At 59.2% G+C, this 14,389-nt stretch carries 16 protein-coding genes; 5 read left to right on the top strand and 11 right to left on the bottom strand.

Going from position 1 to position 14,389, the window contains the following annotated elements; translation table 11 throughout:
• Positions 1–7: 7 nt before the first annotated feature.
• From B5F40_RS04580 to B5F40_RS04570, 3 genes are all read left to right on the top strand, one after another.
• Entirely contained in the window at positions 8–295 is a 288-nt protein-coding gene (locus tag B5F40_RS04580) for a type II toxin-antitoxin system RelB/DinJ family antitoxin (protein ID WP_202914305.1), read from the top strand.
• Entirely contained in the window at positions 279–626 is a 348-nt protein-coding gene (locus B5F40_RS04575) for a type II toxin-antitoxin system PemK/MazF family toxin (protein ID WP_087193199.1), read from the top strand. Before B5F40_RS04580 ends, B5F40_RS04575 begins: the two co-directional genes overlap by 17 nt.
• Before the next feature lie 284 nt (positions 627–910).
• Positions 911–2,248, top strand: coding sequence for a DNA cytosine methyltransferase (locus B5F40_RS04570; RefSeq protein ID WP_239442913.1), 1,338 nt, complete (start codon positions 911–913; stop codon positions 2,246–2,248).
• A 177-nt stretch (positions 2,249–2,425) separates the two neighbouring features.
• Here B5F40_RS04570 and B5F40_RS04565 read toward each other — a convergent pair whose 3' ends face one another.
• From B5F40_RS04565 to B5F40_RS04555, 3 genes are read right to left on the bottom strand one after another with little or no spacing between them, the layout of a single operon-like run.
• A complete protein-coding gene (locus B5F40_RS04565) occupies positions 2,426–2,686 on the bottom strand; it encodes a phage holin (RefSeq protein WP_087193198.1) in 261 nt (86 codons plus the stop codon).
• Between the two features lie 5 nt (positions 2,687–2,691).
• Complete coding sequence (locus B5F40_RS04560; RefSeq protein WP_087193197.1) at positions 2,692–2,973, bottom strand: hypothetical protein; 282 nt, start codon at positions 2,971–2,973, stop codon at positions 2,692–2,694.
• A 28-nt stretch (positions 2,974–3,001) separates the two neighbouring features.
• On the bottom strand, positions 3,002–3,610 hold the full coding sequence (locus B5F40_RS04555) for a hypothetical protein (RefSeq protein WP_087193196.1): 609 nt from the start codon (positions 3,608–3,610) through the stop codon (positions 3,002–3,004).
• A 246-nt stretch (positions 3,611–3,856) separates the two neighbouring features.
• On the opposite strand from B5F40_RS04555, the gene B5F40_RS04550 reads away from it, so the two are divergent.
• The gene (locus B5F40_RS04550; protein WP_087193195.1) at positions 3,857–4,849 is read left to right on the top strand and encodes a peptidoglycan amidohydrolase family protein; all 993 of its coding nucleotides are present in this window, start codon (positions 3,857–3,859) and stop codon (positions 4,847–4,849) included.
• Between the two features lie 60 nt (positions 4,850–4,909).
• Here the strand turns inward: B5F40_RS04550 and B5F40_RS04545 are convergent, their stop codons facing one another.
• From B5F40_RS04545 to B5F40_RS04520, 6 genes are all read right to left on the bottom strand, one after another.
• Positions 4,910–5,356: a hypothetical protein gene (locus B5F40_RS04545; protein WP_087193194.1), complete on the bottom strand. Its 447-nt coding sequence runs from the start codon at positions 5,354–5,356 to the stop codon at positions 4,910–4,912.
• Positions 5,349–5,834, bottom strand: coding sequence for a hypothetical protein (locus B5F40_RS04540; protein WP_087193193.1), 486 nt, complete (start codon positions 5,832–5,834; stop codon positions 5,349–5,351). The genes B5F40_RS04545 and B5F40_RS04540 overlap by 8 nt, the downstream gene beginning before the upstream one ends.
• A 344-nt stretch (positions 5,835–6,178) precedes the next feature.
• Entirely contained in the window at positions 6,179–6,622 is a 444-nt protein-coding gene (locus tag B5F40_RS04535) for a hypothetical protein (protein ID WP_087193192.1), read from the bottom strand.
• A gap of 113 nt (positions 6,623–6,735) precedes the next feature.
• Positions 6,736–7,107, bottom strand: coding sequence for a hypothetical protein (locus B5F40_RS04530; RefSeq protein ID WP_087193191.1), 372 nt, complete (start codon positions 7,105–7,107; stop codon positions 6,736–6,738).
• Positions 7,108–7,170: 63 nt separating this feature from the next.
• On the bottom strand, positions 7,171–9,090 hold the full coding sequence (tet(W), locus tag B5F40_RS04525) for a tetracycline resistance ribosomal protection protein Tet(W) (protein ID WP_087193190.1): 1,920 nt from the start codon (positions 9,088–9,090) through the stop codon (positions 7,171–7,173).
• 666 nt (positions 9,091–9,756) lie between these two features.
• Positions 9,757–11,817, bottom strand: a complete 2,061-nt coding sequence (locus tag B5F40_RS04520; RefSeq protein WP_162610893.1) for a glycoside hydrolase domain-containing protein — start codon at positions 11,815–11,817, stop codon at positions 9,757–9,759.
• Positions 11,818–12,363: 546 nt separating this feature from the next.
• On the opposite strand from B5F40_RS04520, the gene B5F40_RS15855 reads away from it, so the two are divergent.
• Complete coding sequence (locus B5F40_RS15855) at positions 12,364–12,927, top strand: hypothetical protein (protein WP_140396416.1); 564 nt, start codon at positions 12,364–12,366, stop codon at positions 12,925–12,927.
• Positions 12,928–12,964: 37 nt separating this feature from the next.
• Here B5F40_RS15855 and B5F40_RS16175 read toward each other — a convergent pair whose 3' ends face one another.
• Together B5F40_RS16175 and B5F40_RS04515 are read right to left on the bottom strand one after the other, a co-directional pair.
• Positions 12,965–13,138, bottom strand: a complete 174-nt coding sequence (locus B5F40_RS16175) for a hypothetical protein (protein WP_162610892.1) — start codon at positions 13,136–13,138, stop codon at positions 12,965–12,967.
• Positions 13,139–13,262: 124 nt separating this feature from the next.
• Positions 13,263–14,174: a LysR family transcriptional regulator gene (locus B5F40_RS04515; protein ID WP_087193188.1), complete on the bottom strand. Its 912-nt coding sequence runs from the start codon at positions 14,172–14,174 to the stop codon at positions 13,263–13,265.
• Between the last annotated feature and the right edge of the window lie 215 nt (positions 14,175–14,389).

Raw genomic sequence — 14,389 nt, 5'->3', positions numbered from 1 at the left:
GGTCCGCATGGCCACCACTCAGATGAGCCTGAGGATGGACGAGGACGTGAAGAGGATGATGGACGCGACCGCGAGCGCCATCGGGATCACGAGCGCCACGGCGATGAACATATTCGCCCGCCAGTTCGTGGCCGCCGGAGGGTTCCCCTTCGAGGTGAAGGCGCCGAAGGCCGCGGCGCTCCCCGCGATAGACAGGGAGAGGCTCTACCGACCCCAGAAGACGCAGGACGGCTCCCCCGTCCTGCCGAGCGAATGGCTCGACCCGGAAGGGGACGTCTATGACAGCCTCGCCTGAGCCCCTTGAGGTGTGGCTCTGCCGCTTCAGGTTCTTGGACGCACCCGAGGTGAAGAAGGTGCGGCCGGCGGTGATCCTCGAGGCGGACGAAGGGGCGCTCGTCGCCGTCGCCGTCAAGGTGACGAGCCACGCGCCCCGGGACGAGCCCGGGGAGTTCGAGGTGGCCGACCTCGTCCGCGCCGGACTGCTGAGGCGGTCCACCGTGCGGTGCTCGCAAGCCATAGAGATGCCTTTCAACGACCTCATAAGGCGCATCGGGGAGCTCGCGCCCGCCGACGCCGCCAAGCTGGCCGACGGCATCAGGGAGGCCGGCATCGCCCGCGACGCCTAGCCGACCGGCATCCGCGCCCGGACGAAGGGCCGCACCAAACCGGGCAATCCGCGCGGGGCCCCGGGCGACGCCCGGGGCCCCGTTTTCGCATGCGCGCGGCCCCGCAGCCGAGCGATGTCCATATGGGCACTTCCCGACCCGATCCCCGCCACGAGGGACAATGGGCCAGGAAGGAAGGTGCCGCGCAGAACGGCGCACAACCACCGAAGGGAAGCGAGAAACGGCGCACACGGCTCGGCGGCATCCTCCTTCGCCGAAGGGACGGGAGGAAGGAGCAGGGGCCCATGGACAGCGTCGCGCCGGCCAGCCGCAAAAAGAAAGCGGCCATCAGATACGTCAGCCTCTTCTCGGGGATCGAGGCGGCGGGTTGCGCATGGAGGCCTCTCGGATGGGACGCGGTCGCGTTCAGCGAGATCGACCCCTTCTGCAACGCCGTCCTGTCCGCGCGCTTCCCGGGCGTGCCTAACTTGGGCGACATACGAGACGTCGATTGGAGGGATCTGGGTGGAGAGGCGGACATCGTCGTCGGAGGGAGCCCGTGCCAAAGCTTCTCGGTTGCCGGGAACCGAACAGGGCTCGAAGGGGAATCCGGGCTCATGCTCGAGTACATTCGAGCGGTACGCGAGATCATGCCTCGATGCTTCTTGTGGGAAAACGTCCCGGGGGCGCTCTCGTGCGAGGACGGGAAGGCTTTCGAGCTGCTGCTCGGGAAGATGGATGAACTCGGGTACGGTTTGGCATGGAGAGTGCTGGACGCGCAGTTTTTCGGCGTACCCCAAAGACGCGAGCGTGTCTACCTTGTCGGCGTGCTTGGAAGCGCCGCCCGTGCCTGCGAAGTACTATTTGAGTCCGAAAGCATGCCTTGGGATGCTCCGACGAGCAGAGAAAAGAGGGCGGCCCTTGCCGACAAGGCTCAGGGCGGCCCTCGTTCTGCAGGCTTCCGGTTCAACGCCCCTCCCGCCGCAAAAGGGATAGGGTACGTCGAGGAGGGCTCGCCCACGATGACGGCCGGGCGCTGCCCCGCCGTGTGCTACGGAATAGCGGGCAACACCGTGGGGCGCGCGCCGGGGAACGGGGGCAACGGGCAAGGCTTCTGCGACCCAGACGAGGCCGGCATGTACACGCTCACTGCGGCCGACCGGCACGCCGTGGCGGCACCCGCCGGAGGGCGCCCTGCAGACGCGCTGTGCGTCGCCCCCACGAACCCCAACGCGTCGATCGGCGAGGAGTTGTGCGGGAGCCTCACCGCAAGCGCAGCAAAGGGCGGGCCCATGGTCTGCCCGGGCGGCGGCCCCGTCGCGTTCGCCCAGAACGTCCGAGACGAGCTCCGCCTCGTCGGCGGGAAGGGCGACCACGTCGGGGCGCTCGCCGCGAGCCCCGGCGCGAAGCAGGCGAGCCACGTGCTCGAAGAGCTCTGCGTGCGCCGCCTGACGCCGCTCGAATGCGAGCGCCTGCAGGGGTTCCCGGACGGCTGGACCGATGTGGAGTACCGCGGCAAGCCAGCTTGCGACACCCCGCGCTACAGGGCGCTGGGCAACTCCATGGCCGTCCCCGTGATCAGGTGGATCGGGAAGCGGATGGAGGCCAATTGGGCCTGCGGGCATTTCTCCGTCCCTGAATAGGAAAACGGTTCGGCATGACCGATCAGCCATGCCGAAACCGTCGAAACCGCCAAAGAAGCCCCGCGCATGGAACGAGGGGCTTCTGCTTTTGCCTATCGGGGAAGCGGCATCATTTGTTTTGCGTCAGCGGATTCCCCCCGCTTCCCCACGCCTCGATCAAGCAAAGCCCCCTCCGGATCATTTCAAGCCCCCTTCCCTTTTCGCTCGGCAGGACTCGTCCGATATGCCCTCAGTCGACGTATCCACCACGATTCCGAAAATTGCGAGAACGGAGAAAACGGCGTTCACAAGGTCTATCGCGTCGCCCTCCATCGCCGAAACGTCGACTTCGACGCCAAGCACCTTGAGCACAAATTGGGCCAAGATGAGAAGAGCCGGTATCAGGGCGATCCAGAAAGATTTGTTGGACACCCGCGATTTCCAGTCTATTCCAAACATGCTAATCACCTTTCGAACAAAGCGCTAAAAACGGCATTGGCAACGAGAGAGGCGACGGCGGCGGCAACCGCGAGCTTCCAAGCTGCCAAAAGCTCCTTTGGCTCGCTTTCGGCGTCGTCCGCCTTTCGCTCAAGATCGCTCACGTCCTTGAGAACGAAGTCCATCTTCGCGTTGCTCGCATCGATGGCCCGCGAATTGCCCTCCATGGTTTCATGATCGGTCGCGATCTTCTCTTCAAGCGCCTTTATCCTGTACTCGTGCAGAATATGTTCCGAACATTTGCCCACAATCCGCCCTTTCCCCGCGGTTCAGCAGCTAGCGAATCCCATTCTCGTCAGGCGTAACCATTTGCGCGATCGCCGCAGCCTCTTTCTCGGCGCCCTTCGCCTTCTCGCGGATGCGATAAAGCCTTGCCTTCTCCGCGTTGGCCATTCTCCTGAGATACGAGACCTCCCATTCCTCGATGGCGACAGCGTTCTCCTCCTCGCACCGGCGCCTCTCGTATTCCGAGGAGCCGTCTGCCTTTTTCATCTTGGGTTTCGGAGGGATGCTGCTTCCCCTTTTGAACTGTTTCGACAAGAATTCCGCGCGCGCTTCGTCAGGAAGCTCCAGAAGGGCCTCTTCGCACCGGCGTCGACACCTATCGACCCGGCTCCTTAAACGGCACACGAGGCACAGCCCGGTGCCCTTGAACACCTTCGTCCTCCACGTTGCGCAGTTCGGGCACCAGACAAGCACGGACTCGTAGTGCCTAAGAGAGACGCCTTCTCCGCCCTTCCTAAGCTCGCAAACCTTGCTTTGCACGGAGGCCTTGCTTCTTCCAAGGGCTTCGCAGATTTCGTTTGCCGAAATCCGGCCAGCCCACTTCTTGAGGAAACGCACTTCCGAAGTGGTCCAGCTTCTTCTCGGCATGCTCCCGCCCATAAGAAATTCCCTTCTCGCCACCAAAGCGAGGGAAGTATCTCCAAGGCGTTACTTTTTTCGCGCTCGTCAGAAAGCCCAAGACCCTACAAGCGCTCGAAGCCGGAATGCGAGGAAGAGCGTTTTTCGCTGCGGTTGCCGCGGCAAAGAGCGACCACGCGCCCAAGCCATCGATTTGGGTAACGCCGCGAGCAGGATGGACGCGAAGGCGGACGAAGGGTCTGCCCAGACGCAAGGAGCGTGGTGAGAATGACGAGCAAGAGCGAAGTGGCTGCGCAGATCATGGAGCACCTGTGCACCCACGACGGAGGCGGCGGACACGGCTACTCCCAGCCGGGCAGATACGGGACCGGGACCGAGTCGATAGTCATAGACGGCGTCACGTACAGCTTCGCAGGAGGGGACCGCGACTGCTCGAGCGCGGTCATCTCGGCCTACGAGGCCGCCGGAGTGGACTGCGGCGGCGCGACGTACACGGGAAACATGAAGAACTGCATGTGCTCCACGGGCAACTTCGAGTGGATGCCCATGTCCTACATCGCTCAGCGGGGCGACATCTACCTCAACGAGCACGGACGGGGCATGTCCGGCAACGGCCATACGGCCATGTGCACGTCGGCGTACCCCGACGAGCTGGCCGAGTTCTACGGCCCGGAGGGAGGCGGCGTGGACGGCCAGCTGGGCGACCAGACCGGATGGGAGTCCCGCATCGTCCACTACTACGACGCCCCATGGGACGGCATCCTGCGCTACGTCGGCGAGGGCGGCGGGGTCCAGCCGCCGAGCGGCGGCCTCCCCGACCTCCGCTACCGCGTGAAGACCGCCCAGGCCGGCTGGCTGCCCGAGATGGTCAACTGGAGCGACACCGGCCCCGTCGGCGACGACTTCGCGGGGAACATCGGGCAGCCCATCACGTACGTGGCGATGGACATTTACTGCGGGTACTACCAAGTGCGCACGGAGGCGTCCGGATGGCTGCCCCCCGTGAGCCAGTACAACATCTACGACGAGATGTACGGCTGCGCCGGAGACGGCTCCCCCATCACGGGCATACGGTGCTGGACCGACTCCACGAACCCCGACGTCGGCGTTCTCATGGTGCGCTACCAGGTGGCGACGGTCGGCGGCGTCTGGCTCCCCGAGATGCACGACCTCTACGACCACAGCGGGTCCGGCGACGACTACGCCGGCAACGGCGCCCGCATCGACCGCTTCCGCGCCTGCTACGGAAGGGCGATCTAGCCGGGGCCCCGCGCCCGGCCCGGAGGGGGCCGCCCCTCCGGGACCGTCCCAGCACTCGTCCTACGAGGTGGCCGCCGTCCCCTGGCCCTGATCGAGGCCCATGACGGCCCTCATGTCCTGATATGCGGCTTCCAGGGCCTCCATGTCGTCCTCATCGGCGGAGACGACGCGAGCCAGCACCTTGGCCATCTGACCGAAGTCCTCCTGCAGGGCGAGCAGCTTCGGAGAGTCCGCCCGGCCCTCCTCGAGGGCCTGGTCGTACTCGGTCTCGATCAGCATCTCGAGCCAGTTCATGCACACGAACAGCTTCTCCGTGAGGGCGCGCTTCGAGAACGGCTCGACGCGGGCGTCCTCCTCAAACCATTCAGGGACGTAGCCGAACTCGTCGGACACATCCTCCCGCTCCTCCCCGGAGCCGACCGACCCCTCCTGCGAGCAGCCCGCCATCGGAAAGGCGGCGAGGGCCGCCGCCGCAAGGAGGGCCGCGGCCCTCGCGCCGCTACGCACGGCCGCCCCCTTCCTCGGCGTCGAGGCGCTCCCACATCCCCGGGCTCTCGTCCACCTCCAGTATGTCGAGGAGCTCCCCGTAGGCCGCCTCGAGCGCCTCCGTGTCGGACGCCTCCATGGACACGACGCGCGCGAGAAGGTCGGTCACCCGCTCCTCGCGCTCCTGGTACTTCCGGAGGACGTCCTCGTCGTAGTACTCGCGCTCGGGCTGGCCCTCCATGTCCCTCACCACGCCCTCCGCCGTCCCCGCCTGGTAGAACACCAGGGAGACGAGGGTCGGCTTCGTCACCTCGTCGAGGAGCACCTCCCGCGAGGACATGGGCGACAGGAACGGCTCGGAGGTGGTGACTCCGTCGGCCACCACGGGGGAGTCTGCCGAGACCGCGCCCCCCTCCGCGCATCCGGCGCCCGCAAAGGCGAGCGAACACGCGAGCGACGCCGCGCAGAACAGCGGCACCCTTTTCGAAGTGTTCCCCATCGCCGATGCCTCGCTTTCCCCGAAGACCGCCTGACGAACTCAACGGCATTCTACCTCGCGGCGCCGCGGATGGCGAGGCCCGCCGCGGACCCCGGGCCGGCGAGGCCCCGGGGCCGCGGACCGGAAAGAGGTGGGCGGGGCGATCCTCCTCTTCGACGTTCCGTCGCTTGCCTTCGGCGGGCCCGGCTCGAAGGAAGCGAGGGGGATGGGCGAGGGCATAAGGGCCGTGCGCGAGAAAGGCAGAGGGCGGCCGCAATCGCCCCGACGGCCCCGACGGCTTCGCCTCCCGGCCCCGGGCGCGTTCGCGACGCCCCCGGCGAAGGCCCGCCCGACGGGAGGAGACCTCACAAGAGGGACATCGCGAGCACCACGAGGGGGACGCCGGGCACGAACGCCGCCTCGAACACAAGGGCCGACGCGGCCACCCGCCCGACGCTGTACGAGTAGGGCTCGTAGGAAAGCCTGCGGCACGTCGCCAGGAAGACGAGAAACGACGCCGCGAGGGCGACGCTCGCGCACAGGTAAGGGGACAGGAAGGCCCAGGACAGGAGGCTTTTCGCGAGGAACCCCCCTGGAGTGGCGGCAGTGGCCGCCAGAGCGAGCAGGGCGTTCCCGCAGGAAGCCGCCCCCACCCCGAGGGGCGCCGACACGGGACGGCTCCTCCTCCCCCGCCCAGCCAGGATCGGGACCCAGAACGCCGCGGCGAACACCGCCGCAGGGGCCAGGCAGAGCGCCGCCCCGGAGGGGATCGCCAGCCATTCCAGCAGGGTGCAAGTCCGAACGAACACGAAGCCTCCTCGCGACCGGCCCCGGCGCGGGGGCGCCGCCCCCGCGCCGGAAGCCCAGCCGTCCGCGCGGCGGACGGCCTAGACCTTCCCATCTTGCATCTGCCAATGATCCTCTAAGAGGAGAATGCTTTCAACCACGAAAGGTACGTTTCGGGGCCGTGAGCATGGAAAATCCGAGGCGAAAGCAGACCCCCCGCAATAAGGTACCCCGCCAAATCAGGAAAGCTTGCAGAAGCCGTCGAAAAGTCGGCGATATCGCCTCCACCTCCCACAACACCGGCAAGCTTCATGAAGTACTCGTACGTGGTCAATTGGCCAACTCCGTGCCTCGTCTCATAATAGGCTTGGACGGTCGGCGCATAATTTCCGACATTCGCGATGAACTCGGATGTTTCCGCAGCGCCAGTATAGTTGAGATGATCCTCTCCGACCAATTTCTTGAAGTGATCGTTCATCAGGGAATGCAATTGGTCGTACGAGCTCATCTCTGTGTTCCATTGTTACCCTCCATAACTTCTGATTGTTGCCGTCTTGACGATTATGTATCTTTACATTACCTTCTGAAACATATGGCGCACCTTGTCCAGGCGGCTGTTTGGACGGCGGGGCTGGATGACCGGCTGACCGACAGCGGCCTGATATCCTTTCAGCTCTGTAAGGCATACGCTCCGCCCGTTGGTGTAAAAGGCCAGATCAGTACGGTATGCCTGTATACAGCGGGCGGGAATCTCGCCAGTAAAGACAACTTCATCCTTTTTTACCTGGACCGTTTCGATGGTGGCACAGTATTTCGGTGCATCATGATAAGCCCTGGAAAGATATTCCCGGGGCGCATAGAGGGTGAAGGAGAGATAAGGTTCCAGCAGTTGCGTCCCTGATTCCTTCAATGCCTGTTCCAATACAATCGGGGCCAATGAGCGGAAGTCCGCCGGCGTGCTGACCGGACTGTAATAAAGCCCGTATTCAAAGCAAATCTTACAGTCCGTTACGTTCCAGCCGAACAAGCCCTGCTCCAGCCCGTAACGGATACCATCCCTGACAGCGTTTTGAAAACTCTGGTTCAAGTATCCCAGCGAAACCCGGCTCTCGTATTGTACACCGGAGCCAAGCGGGAGTGGTGTAACAGACAGTCCGATGGATGCCCAAAACGGGTTGGGCGGCACCTCGATATGGATGGTGTGGCTGGCTGCTTTGAGCGGCCGCTCCATATAAATGACGGTGGGTTCCTTTACCACTGTTTCAAGCTTGTATTTTTCCGACAGCAAAGCGGAAACAACCTCCAACTGCACCCGGCCCAAAAAAGAAAGAATGATCTCATGGGTGATGGAATCCACCTCGCAGCGCAAAAGCGGGTCAGTATCCGCAAGTTGCGTAAGAGCGTCCAGCAGCCGTTCTCTTTGCGCTGCCGTTTTCGGCGCAATCGACGTCCGCAGCATGGGGAGGGGGTCCTCACGCCACCTTTTACGAGGGAGCCGGGTTGGGTCCCCTAATACATCGTTTAACCTCACGCTGTCGCTGGGAAGGATAACAATTTCACCCGGATAAGCGGTGTCTGTCCGAACAATTTCCCCTTTGGATGGAATACGCATCTCTGTGATTTTCAGCTTTTCTCTCCCGGCCAGGGCCACCGTATCCCGCAGGCGCAGCGTTCCGCTGTATAGCCGTAGATAGACACGCCGCTGGCCGCAATCTGTATACTCCACCTTGAAAACGCTGCCGCATAGGGCGGCGCTCCCCTGTTCCCCAATCGGTTGGAACAGCCCTGTCACCGCATCCATCAACGGTTGAATGCCAAGGCCCTTTTTGGCGCTGCCATAATAGACCGGGAACAGGGAGGCGTCTTGAACCCGCCGCTGTTCCTCCCGCACAAGTTTTTCCCGGCTGATTGGTTCTCCTGCGATATACTTTTCCAATAATTTATCGTTATTTTCGATGACCGCATCCCATGCTTCTATGTCGGTATTTTCCTCCAGGACTATTTCCGGGGACAGCGACACCGTCTGCTTGATGATAATATCGGCGGAGAGCTTATCCCGAACAGACTGAACCACGCTCTGCAAATCAACGCCAGCCTGGTCGATCTTGTTGATAAAGATAACGGTGGGAATGTTCATTTTCCGCAGGGCATGGAACAGAATACGGGTCTGGGCCTGCACGCCATCTTTAGCGGAGATCACCAAGATGGCCCCATCTAAAACAGCCAAAGAGCGGTACACCTCCGCCAAAAAATCCATGTGGCCGGGCGTATCCACAATGTTGACTTTACATCTGTGCCACTGGAAGGAAGTGACTGCCGCTTGAATGGTAATCCCACGCTGCCGCTCCAAAAACATGGTGTCCGTCCTCGTTGTCCCTTTTTCGACGCTCCCCGGTTCTGAAATGGCTCCGCTGGCATATAGCAGGCTCTCCGTCAAGGTCGTCTTTCCAGCGTCTACATGGGCAAGAATTCCAATATTGATTATTTTCATGTGATTGTCCTCCCTTTACTGCCCCGAAGGGCATAAAAATCCCCAGCAGTAAAATACTTTTACCACTGGGGATGATAATTTGCGGACATACACATATACAGCATACACCTGTTTGTGAGTGCTGTTTTTGGGGATATGTCAAAATTGATAAGGCAAAAGTATTCTTAAATTGGGTACAAAAAACTAAGCCCCTACAAAAAGGACTATCATAATCCTTTGTTCCCACTATTTGATTATAGTTTTATTTAAGAATACCTTGCCGCATATTTTTTACTCCTTTTCTGGAATTGAATTATTATTTTCTGGAATTGAATTATTATATCACATCAGTTTTAGGAAAACAAGTATCTAAAAGAAATTTTTCTTCCCCTTATATGTAACAATCATACCGGCTTCCTAACGTTCAGAATGGTTTCTACTGTCTGCTGCGGTGTTTGGTTGGAATTGTCCAGCCAAAAGCCGATCCGTGGTGTTGTCTGCATTTTACTAAATACAAATTCAATGTATACAGAAAGAAATATATAAGGAGTGGGAGGGATTCCGCCGTAGTCGGCATTGTAGGAAAATCCAAAAGTTTAGATTTTCTCAAAATGCTTATCTTTTGGTCTTTGGTTCGGAATAGTGTAGTGCTGGCGGTCTATCTATTGTTTTCGGTTGCTTGCTTCTTTACCGTACATGAGCATTCATCCAGGAGATAAAAGCCTCGTACACGCCATCCGTGGCAAGCCTGAAACCACGATGCTCGCTCGCAGTCGCAGATCCGCCGGACATGTCCATATTAGACTCCCATTCTGCCCGGTTTGACGTCCCTCGAATAATTGCAACTGCAAAGTTGGCCGTCGAACTACCTACGGTCACCCGTTTCGATGCAAAATGATAACCGACAGGCCCTTCGCCGGCGACGCTGCCCGAAAAAATACTTCCGGAAGGAAAACCGATCTTCTGCAGCCCTGCCGAAACAAGCCCAGAATCCGAATAAGCGAGGGCGCTCAAAGCCATGGCCGCCGTCGCCAAACCACTGCCGTAATCAGCAGAAGAACGCCCGAGCCAATCATCGCTCCAAAGGATATCCCTCATCGTGCTAGTGCTTTCTTTGAGGGTACTATAGTAGTCAAGGTCAACTAGGTAGCAAGCCCCTGGTGGCACCTGACCCTCCGTCACGCTGGAGAACCCCATGTAGCGGCCGGAGGTCACGTTCTTGTCGATGCCGAAGCCGGCGGAGTTCGTGTACTCCTGGATCTGGTCGAACGCCCAGTTGGACGGCAGGGGGTACCCGAGGTTGCCCGAGTAGCCCGTGGACATGTCGGACACGAAGCTGCTCGACGCGAGGCCCTGGGCCGACACGATGCCGCAGGTGTTGCGGGCGCTGTAGATGCCGATCCTGTAGGGACTGCCGACGGCGGCCATATAGGCATTGACCCCCTGGAAGTGGGGCACAACCTTGCTCCATACCTCGCCCTCCATGAAGTCATAGTCGACCGCGAAGTAGATGTACTCTCCGCGAGGGACGCCAAGAGAATACGCCGCGTTCACAGCCTTCTGCGCGTCGCTGAACCCGCGGGAATAGCCGAAGTAACCCGACAGGTCGTCGTGGTCCTGCCACCAGTCGGCGTCATCTTGGAAGATGCAGAACAGGCTCATCCCTCCGGCGAAGATGGTCTGGATCTCGGAGGAGGTGAGGTTCTTGGGTCGCTTGTTCGCGCCGCCGCCGACGGTTCCTGTGAGGTAGCGGCCCACGATGCGGTACTCGTCGTTGTAGAGGGCGGCCACGAGGTCGGGGGTCACGAGCTGCGTCGCGCAGTCGCAGGCGAGGCCGTCGCGGTTGGGGTTGCCCGTGCTCACGAGGAGCCCCATCCATTCGTCGAGGCCCACCATGTCGCGCTGGGCGAGCGCGTAGTCGGACTGGAAGGCGTGGAGGGCGGACAGAGTGGAGGCGCCCTGGCTGCCGTTCATCGCGCCCGGATCGTACTTGGAGCCCGAGCCGCCCGTGTAGCGGTCCACGCCGACGCAGTAGAGGGCGTACTGGGCGAGCCTGGTGAAGTTGGCGATCTGGGCGTCGGTGTAGTTTCCGTTCATCCCCCACTGGCCGGGTTGCCACAGGTCGGGCAGGTAGGTCTTGGTGGAGGGGCCGAAGAACCCGGTCGCCATGTCGGTGGGCATGCCCTCCTCGGCCTGGATGGCGTAGATGAGAGCCGTGTTGGTGGAGCGGCCATAATAGCCGTCGCAGGCGCACAGGCCCGAGTAGGAGCGGTAACGGCTGTTGAGGTCCTGCTGGATGGAACGGACCTTGGGATCGCCTCCGGCGAGGAGCTTGTACTCGTCAACGCCCAGAATGGCCTTCATCGCCATGGACCCGATCGAGGCGTCGGCGAGGACCGACACGCCGGCGTCAGCGATGATGCTCTGCACAGCGAGCCCCGTCGTCCCGTTGTAGATGCCCGTGACCTCGCCGGGGTTGTACCCCTTGGAAAAAAGCCCGTACTGGATGATCTTCACCTGGTTGCCCGAGTCCCCGATGGAGATGCGGTTCGCGTCGCACGCCGCCTCGGTCTGCTCCCCGAACACGCCCGTGACCGTGCTCATGCCGAGCTCGATCTGAAGCGCCGAGACGAGCGCGGCGGACGTGGCCGAGCCGGGAAGGCCCGTCTCCTCGACGCGCTGGTAGCCCGCCCGGCCGCCGTACGTGGAGTTCAGCCACTTTTGGGCTTCGAGAACTTCTGCTGACATGATCTCTCCTTTCTCTGCCGCGAGCATCCGGCTGCGCGGCCCTTGGGAGAGAAGGCTAGGCATGGCGTTACCTTTTTCGCGACGAGCGCTCAAAGGACGCAACGAGTTTGCCATTCCTATTGCAGCAGAATCGCCCACCACGATCCACCCCTCTTGCCGCATACGCCCAACATTGCGGCAACCATGAAAGGCGAGATTATGCCGGACTATTTTCCTATTCGCGCCTCTACGATTTCTCGACAGAACGCGCCTGAACCTCATCGATAGAACAAGTCCGGAGACGGCAAGCCAAGCCCCCTGGCAATCATTACAATTACTCACTTATCTTGAGAAAGCGTTGCCTTCCAATAGGTTTACTTGGAACCCCAGAAAAAGGAACATCCATAGGTGCCGAGAACCCCCGAATCCGAAAGCAGTGCTTCCGAGAGTCGCACGCCCTCAAACAAGCAGGTTGCCCATCTCAATTCGCTTGGACCCCGCCCAATCCCACCTTCCAAATAGCGCCCAGGCAGACAGCATCACCCAACCTAAGGAAAGAGACCCGATATGACCAGTGCTCGAATTGAAAAACGAAAGTGGTCAAAACCGGAAGAGCTCTTTTTAACGAACAACGCCGACAACATTTCCTTTCCGACACTATGCACTCTCCTGGGCAGAAGCGAAGCCTCCGTCCGCTCGAAAGCCTATCGAATGAACAAGCTTGGCTCCGGCATTCACCTTAACAGCGCTCGAGCAAATTTGACATGGTGTCCGCAATGCGCCACATGGAGAACCAAGCTCTACGGCAAATCTGGATTATGCCCCGTCTGCAGAGCAAAAGAGCTACTAAAGAAATACGATGAGAGACTTGACATGGTTTTCAAGATTTCAGATTCGGCCAACATTGAAAAACTCTTGGCCGCTTCAACATTGGAAAGAATCACATATCCACCAAAACCAGAGATGCCTCAACCGAGAGGCAAGGGAAAGCGAAACTCGAAAAGGGAGGAGTACGATCACCTAGTCAAAATGGAGAAATGGGAAATAGATTGCATACGCAGAAAGATCAACGCAAAGAAGGCAAGGCTTACGAGGCTCAGAGAAGGAAAGGGAAGGGCTCGGCTCTCCTAGAAACCACTCTTTTCTTCTCGGAACGCCCCTCCATTATCTACAGCAAACCCTTCTCCACTTTAATTGCATAAGCTTGACAAGCAACCTGCTCTATAACTCCGCGCTCAAGAGCATCGATTTCCCGTCTCTCATTCTTAGAATAGAACGCTCTACTGATCAAATCCAGAGCTTGAAAAACAAGCTCCGCGCTTGTGACCTGCTTACCATCCATATCGAGCACCTATCGCTTGATTCCCGGAGAAAGAGACTTTAAAAAGATCACTTATTTCCGTCCACTAATTCATTATAGCGAAGAAAAACGCAGCAAACCAAAGGCAAAAAAGATTACTAGAATCCTAGCGTTGCTTTAAATGAGGGAATCTCGATGCGATGACAAGCCGATTCTTGACAGAGGAAATCTCCTCCCCGCCGTTTTCGCGATCGTAAACAAAACAAACAGGGATCATGACTCCGAAATCTCTTGGTTGAAGAAAAGACGCATCGGGATAAATCGATTCCAAAGAAGCGTCGTAAGCGACAAAAACCACTCCCTTATCCCGCTGCATAAAATCTATATGGCTTTCCTCGGATGGGAAAACCTCTTCGTAAAGCAGCCCTCTTCCAGCTTTCTCCAAAGCCTCTGCGATCACCTTAAAGCTGTACCGCAAATCATAAGGGCGAGCTATTGGGTAATCAAGCAGATCGGAGAGGGCAACATCCTTCTTAAGGGCCAGAGGGTGACTCTTCGACACGGCCACCTGGGGACAAAAAGAAAAGAGGCGAGAACAAGACACCCATCCCTTCTCGACTCGCCCCAAAACGATCGCCGCCTGGACAACTCCCTCTTCTAAGGCGGCCAAACACGTGCTGCTTGTGCCCCTATAAATTGAAGATGATGGCTTGGGGCATAACTTGTATACGGCATCGAGCACGTGTTGGCTCAACACGATTCCCCTATAAGGCGTTGCGCAAATCGAGATCGATATCGGATGCGCAATGTTCGGCTTTGCTGCTACGGCCTTTGCAAGAGATCGAAAATCATCTACCTCGTCAATAACCTCGAGCGCTTTCTCGTACAGGATTCTGCCCTGCGAAGTTGGCCGGACCCCTCTTCCCGACCTTTCGACGAGTTTTATCCCCAGTTCTTTTTCAAGATCTCCAACAGCCCGCAAAATACCCGATGGGGACAGGAACACATTCTTCGCCGCGCGAGCGTAGCTTCCGCAACGCACGGTTTCTACAAAGTACTGAAGTTGGTATATGTTCATGGATGTCCCATACAAATGAAATTGCGTATTTCGCTATATTATAGGTGAAATGCGCAATTTCAATATCATGGTAATGCGCGAAGAAGAATGGAGATTCTTCTCAACATCTCAAGCAGTTTGGTCGCTTTTGAATCTATGAGTTTTTCTCACTGATTGAGAAAAAGGCACGCGAACGTTTCCAATGATAGCGAGATACTCTTGAACAAGCATTCATA

This window comes from Gordonibacter sp. An230, assembly GCF_002159915.1.
Taxonomy (GTDB): Bacteria; Actinomycetota; Coriobacteriia; order Coriobacteriales; family Eggerthellaceae; genus Rubneribacter.
The sequence above is the reverse complement of the archived record's forward strand: the minus strand, read 5'-3'. Positions and strand labels throughout refer to the sequence as shown.

Excerpts from the sequence above, each read along its gene's own strand:
- B5F40_RS04575 (WP_087193199.1), top strand. The coding sequence starts at position 279 with ATGACAGCCTCGCCTGAGCCCCTTGAGGTGTGGCTCTGCCGCTTCAGG.
- B5F40_RS04520 (WP_162610893.1), bottom strand. The coding sequence starts at position 11,817 with ATGTCAGCAGAAGTTCTCGAAGCCCAAAAGTGGCTGAACTCCACGTAC.
- B5F40_RS04550 (WP_087193195.1), top strand. The coding sequence starts at position 3,857 with ATGACGAGCAAGAGCGAAGTGGCTGCGCAGATCATGGAGCACCTGTGC.
- B5F40_RS04580 (WP_202914305.1), top strand. The coding sequence starts at position 8 with ATGGCCACCACTCAGATGAGCCTGAGGATGGACGAGGACGTGAAGAGG.
- B5F40_RS16175 (WP_162610892.1), bottom strand. The coding sequence starts at position 13,138 with ATGGATGGTAAGCAGGTCACAAGCGCGGAGCTTGTTTTTCAAGCTCTG.
- B5F40_RS15855 (WP_140396416.1), top strand. The coding sequence starts at position 12,364 with ATGACCAGTGCTCGAATTGAAAAACGAAAGTGGTCAAAACCGGAAGAG.
- B5F40_RS04570 (WP_239442913.1), top strand. The coding sequence starts at position 911 with ATGGACAGCGTCGCGCCGGCCAGCCGCAAAAAGAAAGCGGCCATCAGA.
- B5F40_RS04555 (WP_087193196.1), bottom strand. The coding sequence starts at position 3,610 with ATGGGCGGGAGCATGCCGAGAAGAAGCTGGACCACTTCGGAAGTGCGT.
- B5F40_RS04515 (WP_087193188.1), bottom strand. The coding sequence starts at position 14,174 with ATGAACATATACCAACTTCAGTACTTTGTAGAAACCGTGCGTTGCGGA.
- B5F40_RS04540 (WP_087193193.1), bottom strand. The coding sequence starts at position 5,834 with ATGGGGAACACTTCGAAAAGGGTGCCGCTGTTCTGCGCGGCGTCGCTC.
- B5F40_RS04565 (WP_087193198.1), bottom strand. The coding sequence starts at position 2,686 with ATGTTTGGAATAGACTGGAAATCGCGGGTGTCCAACAAATCTTTCTGG.
- B5F40_RS04530 (WP_087193191.1), bottom strand. The coding sequence starts at position 7,107 with ATGAGCTCGTACGACCAATTGCATTCCCTGATGAACGATCACTTCAAG.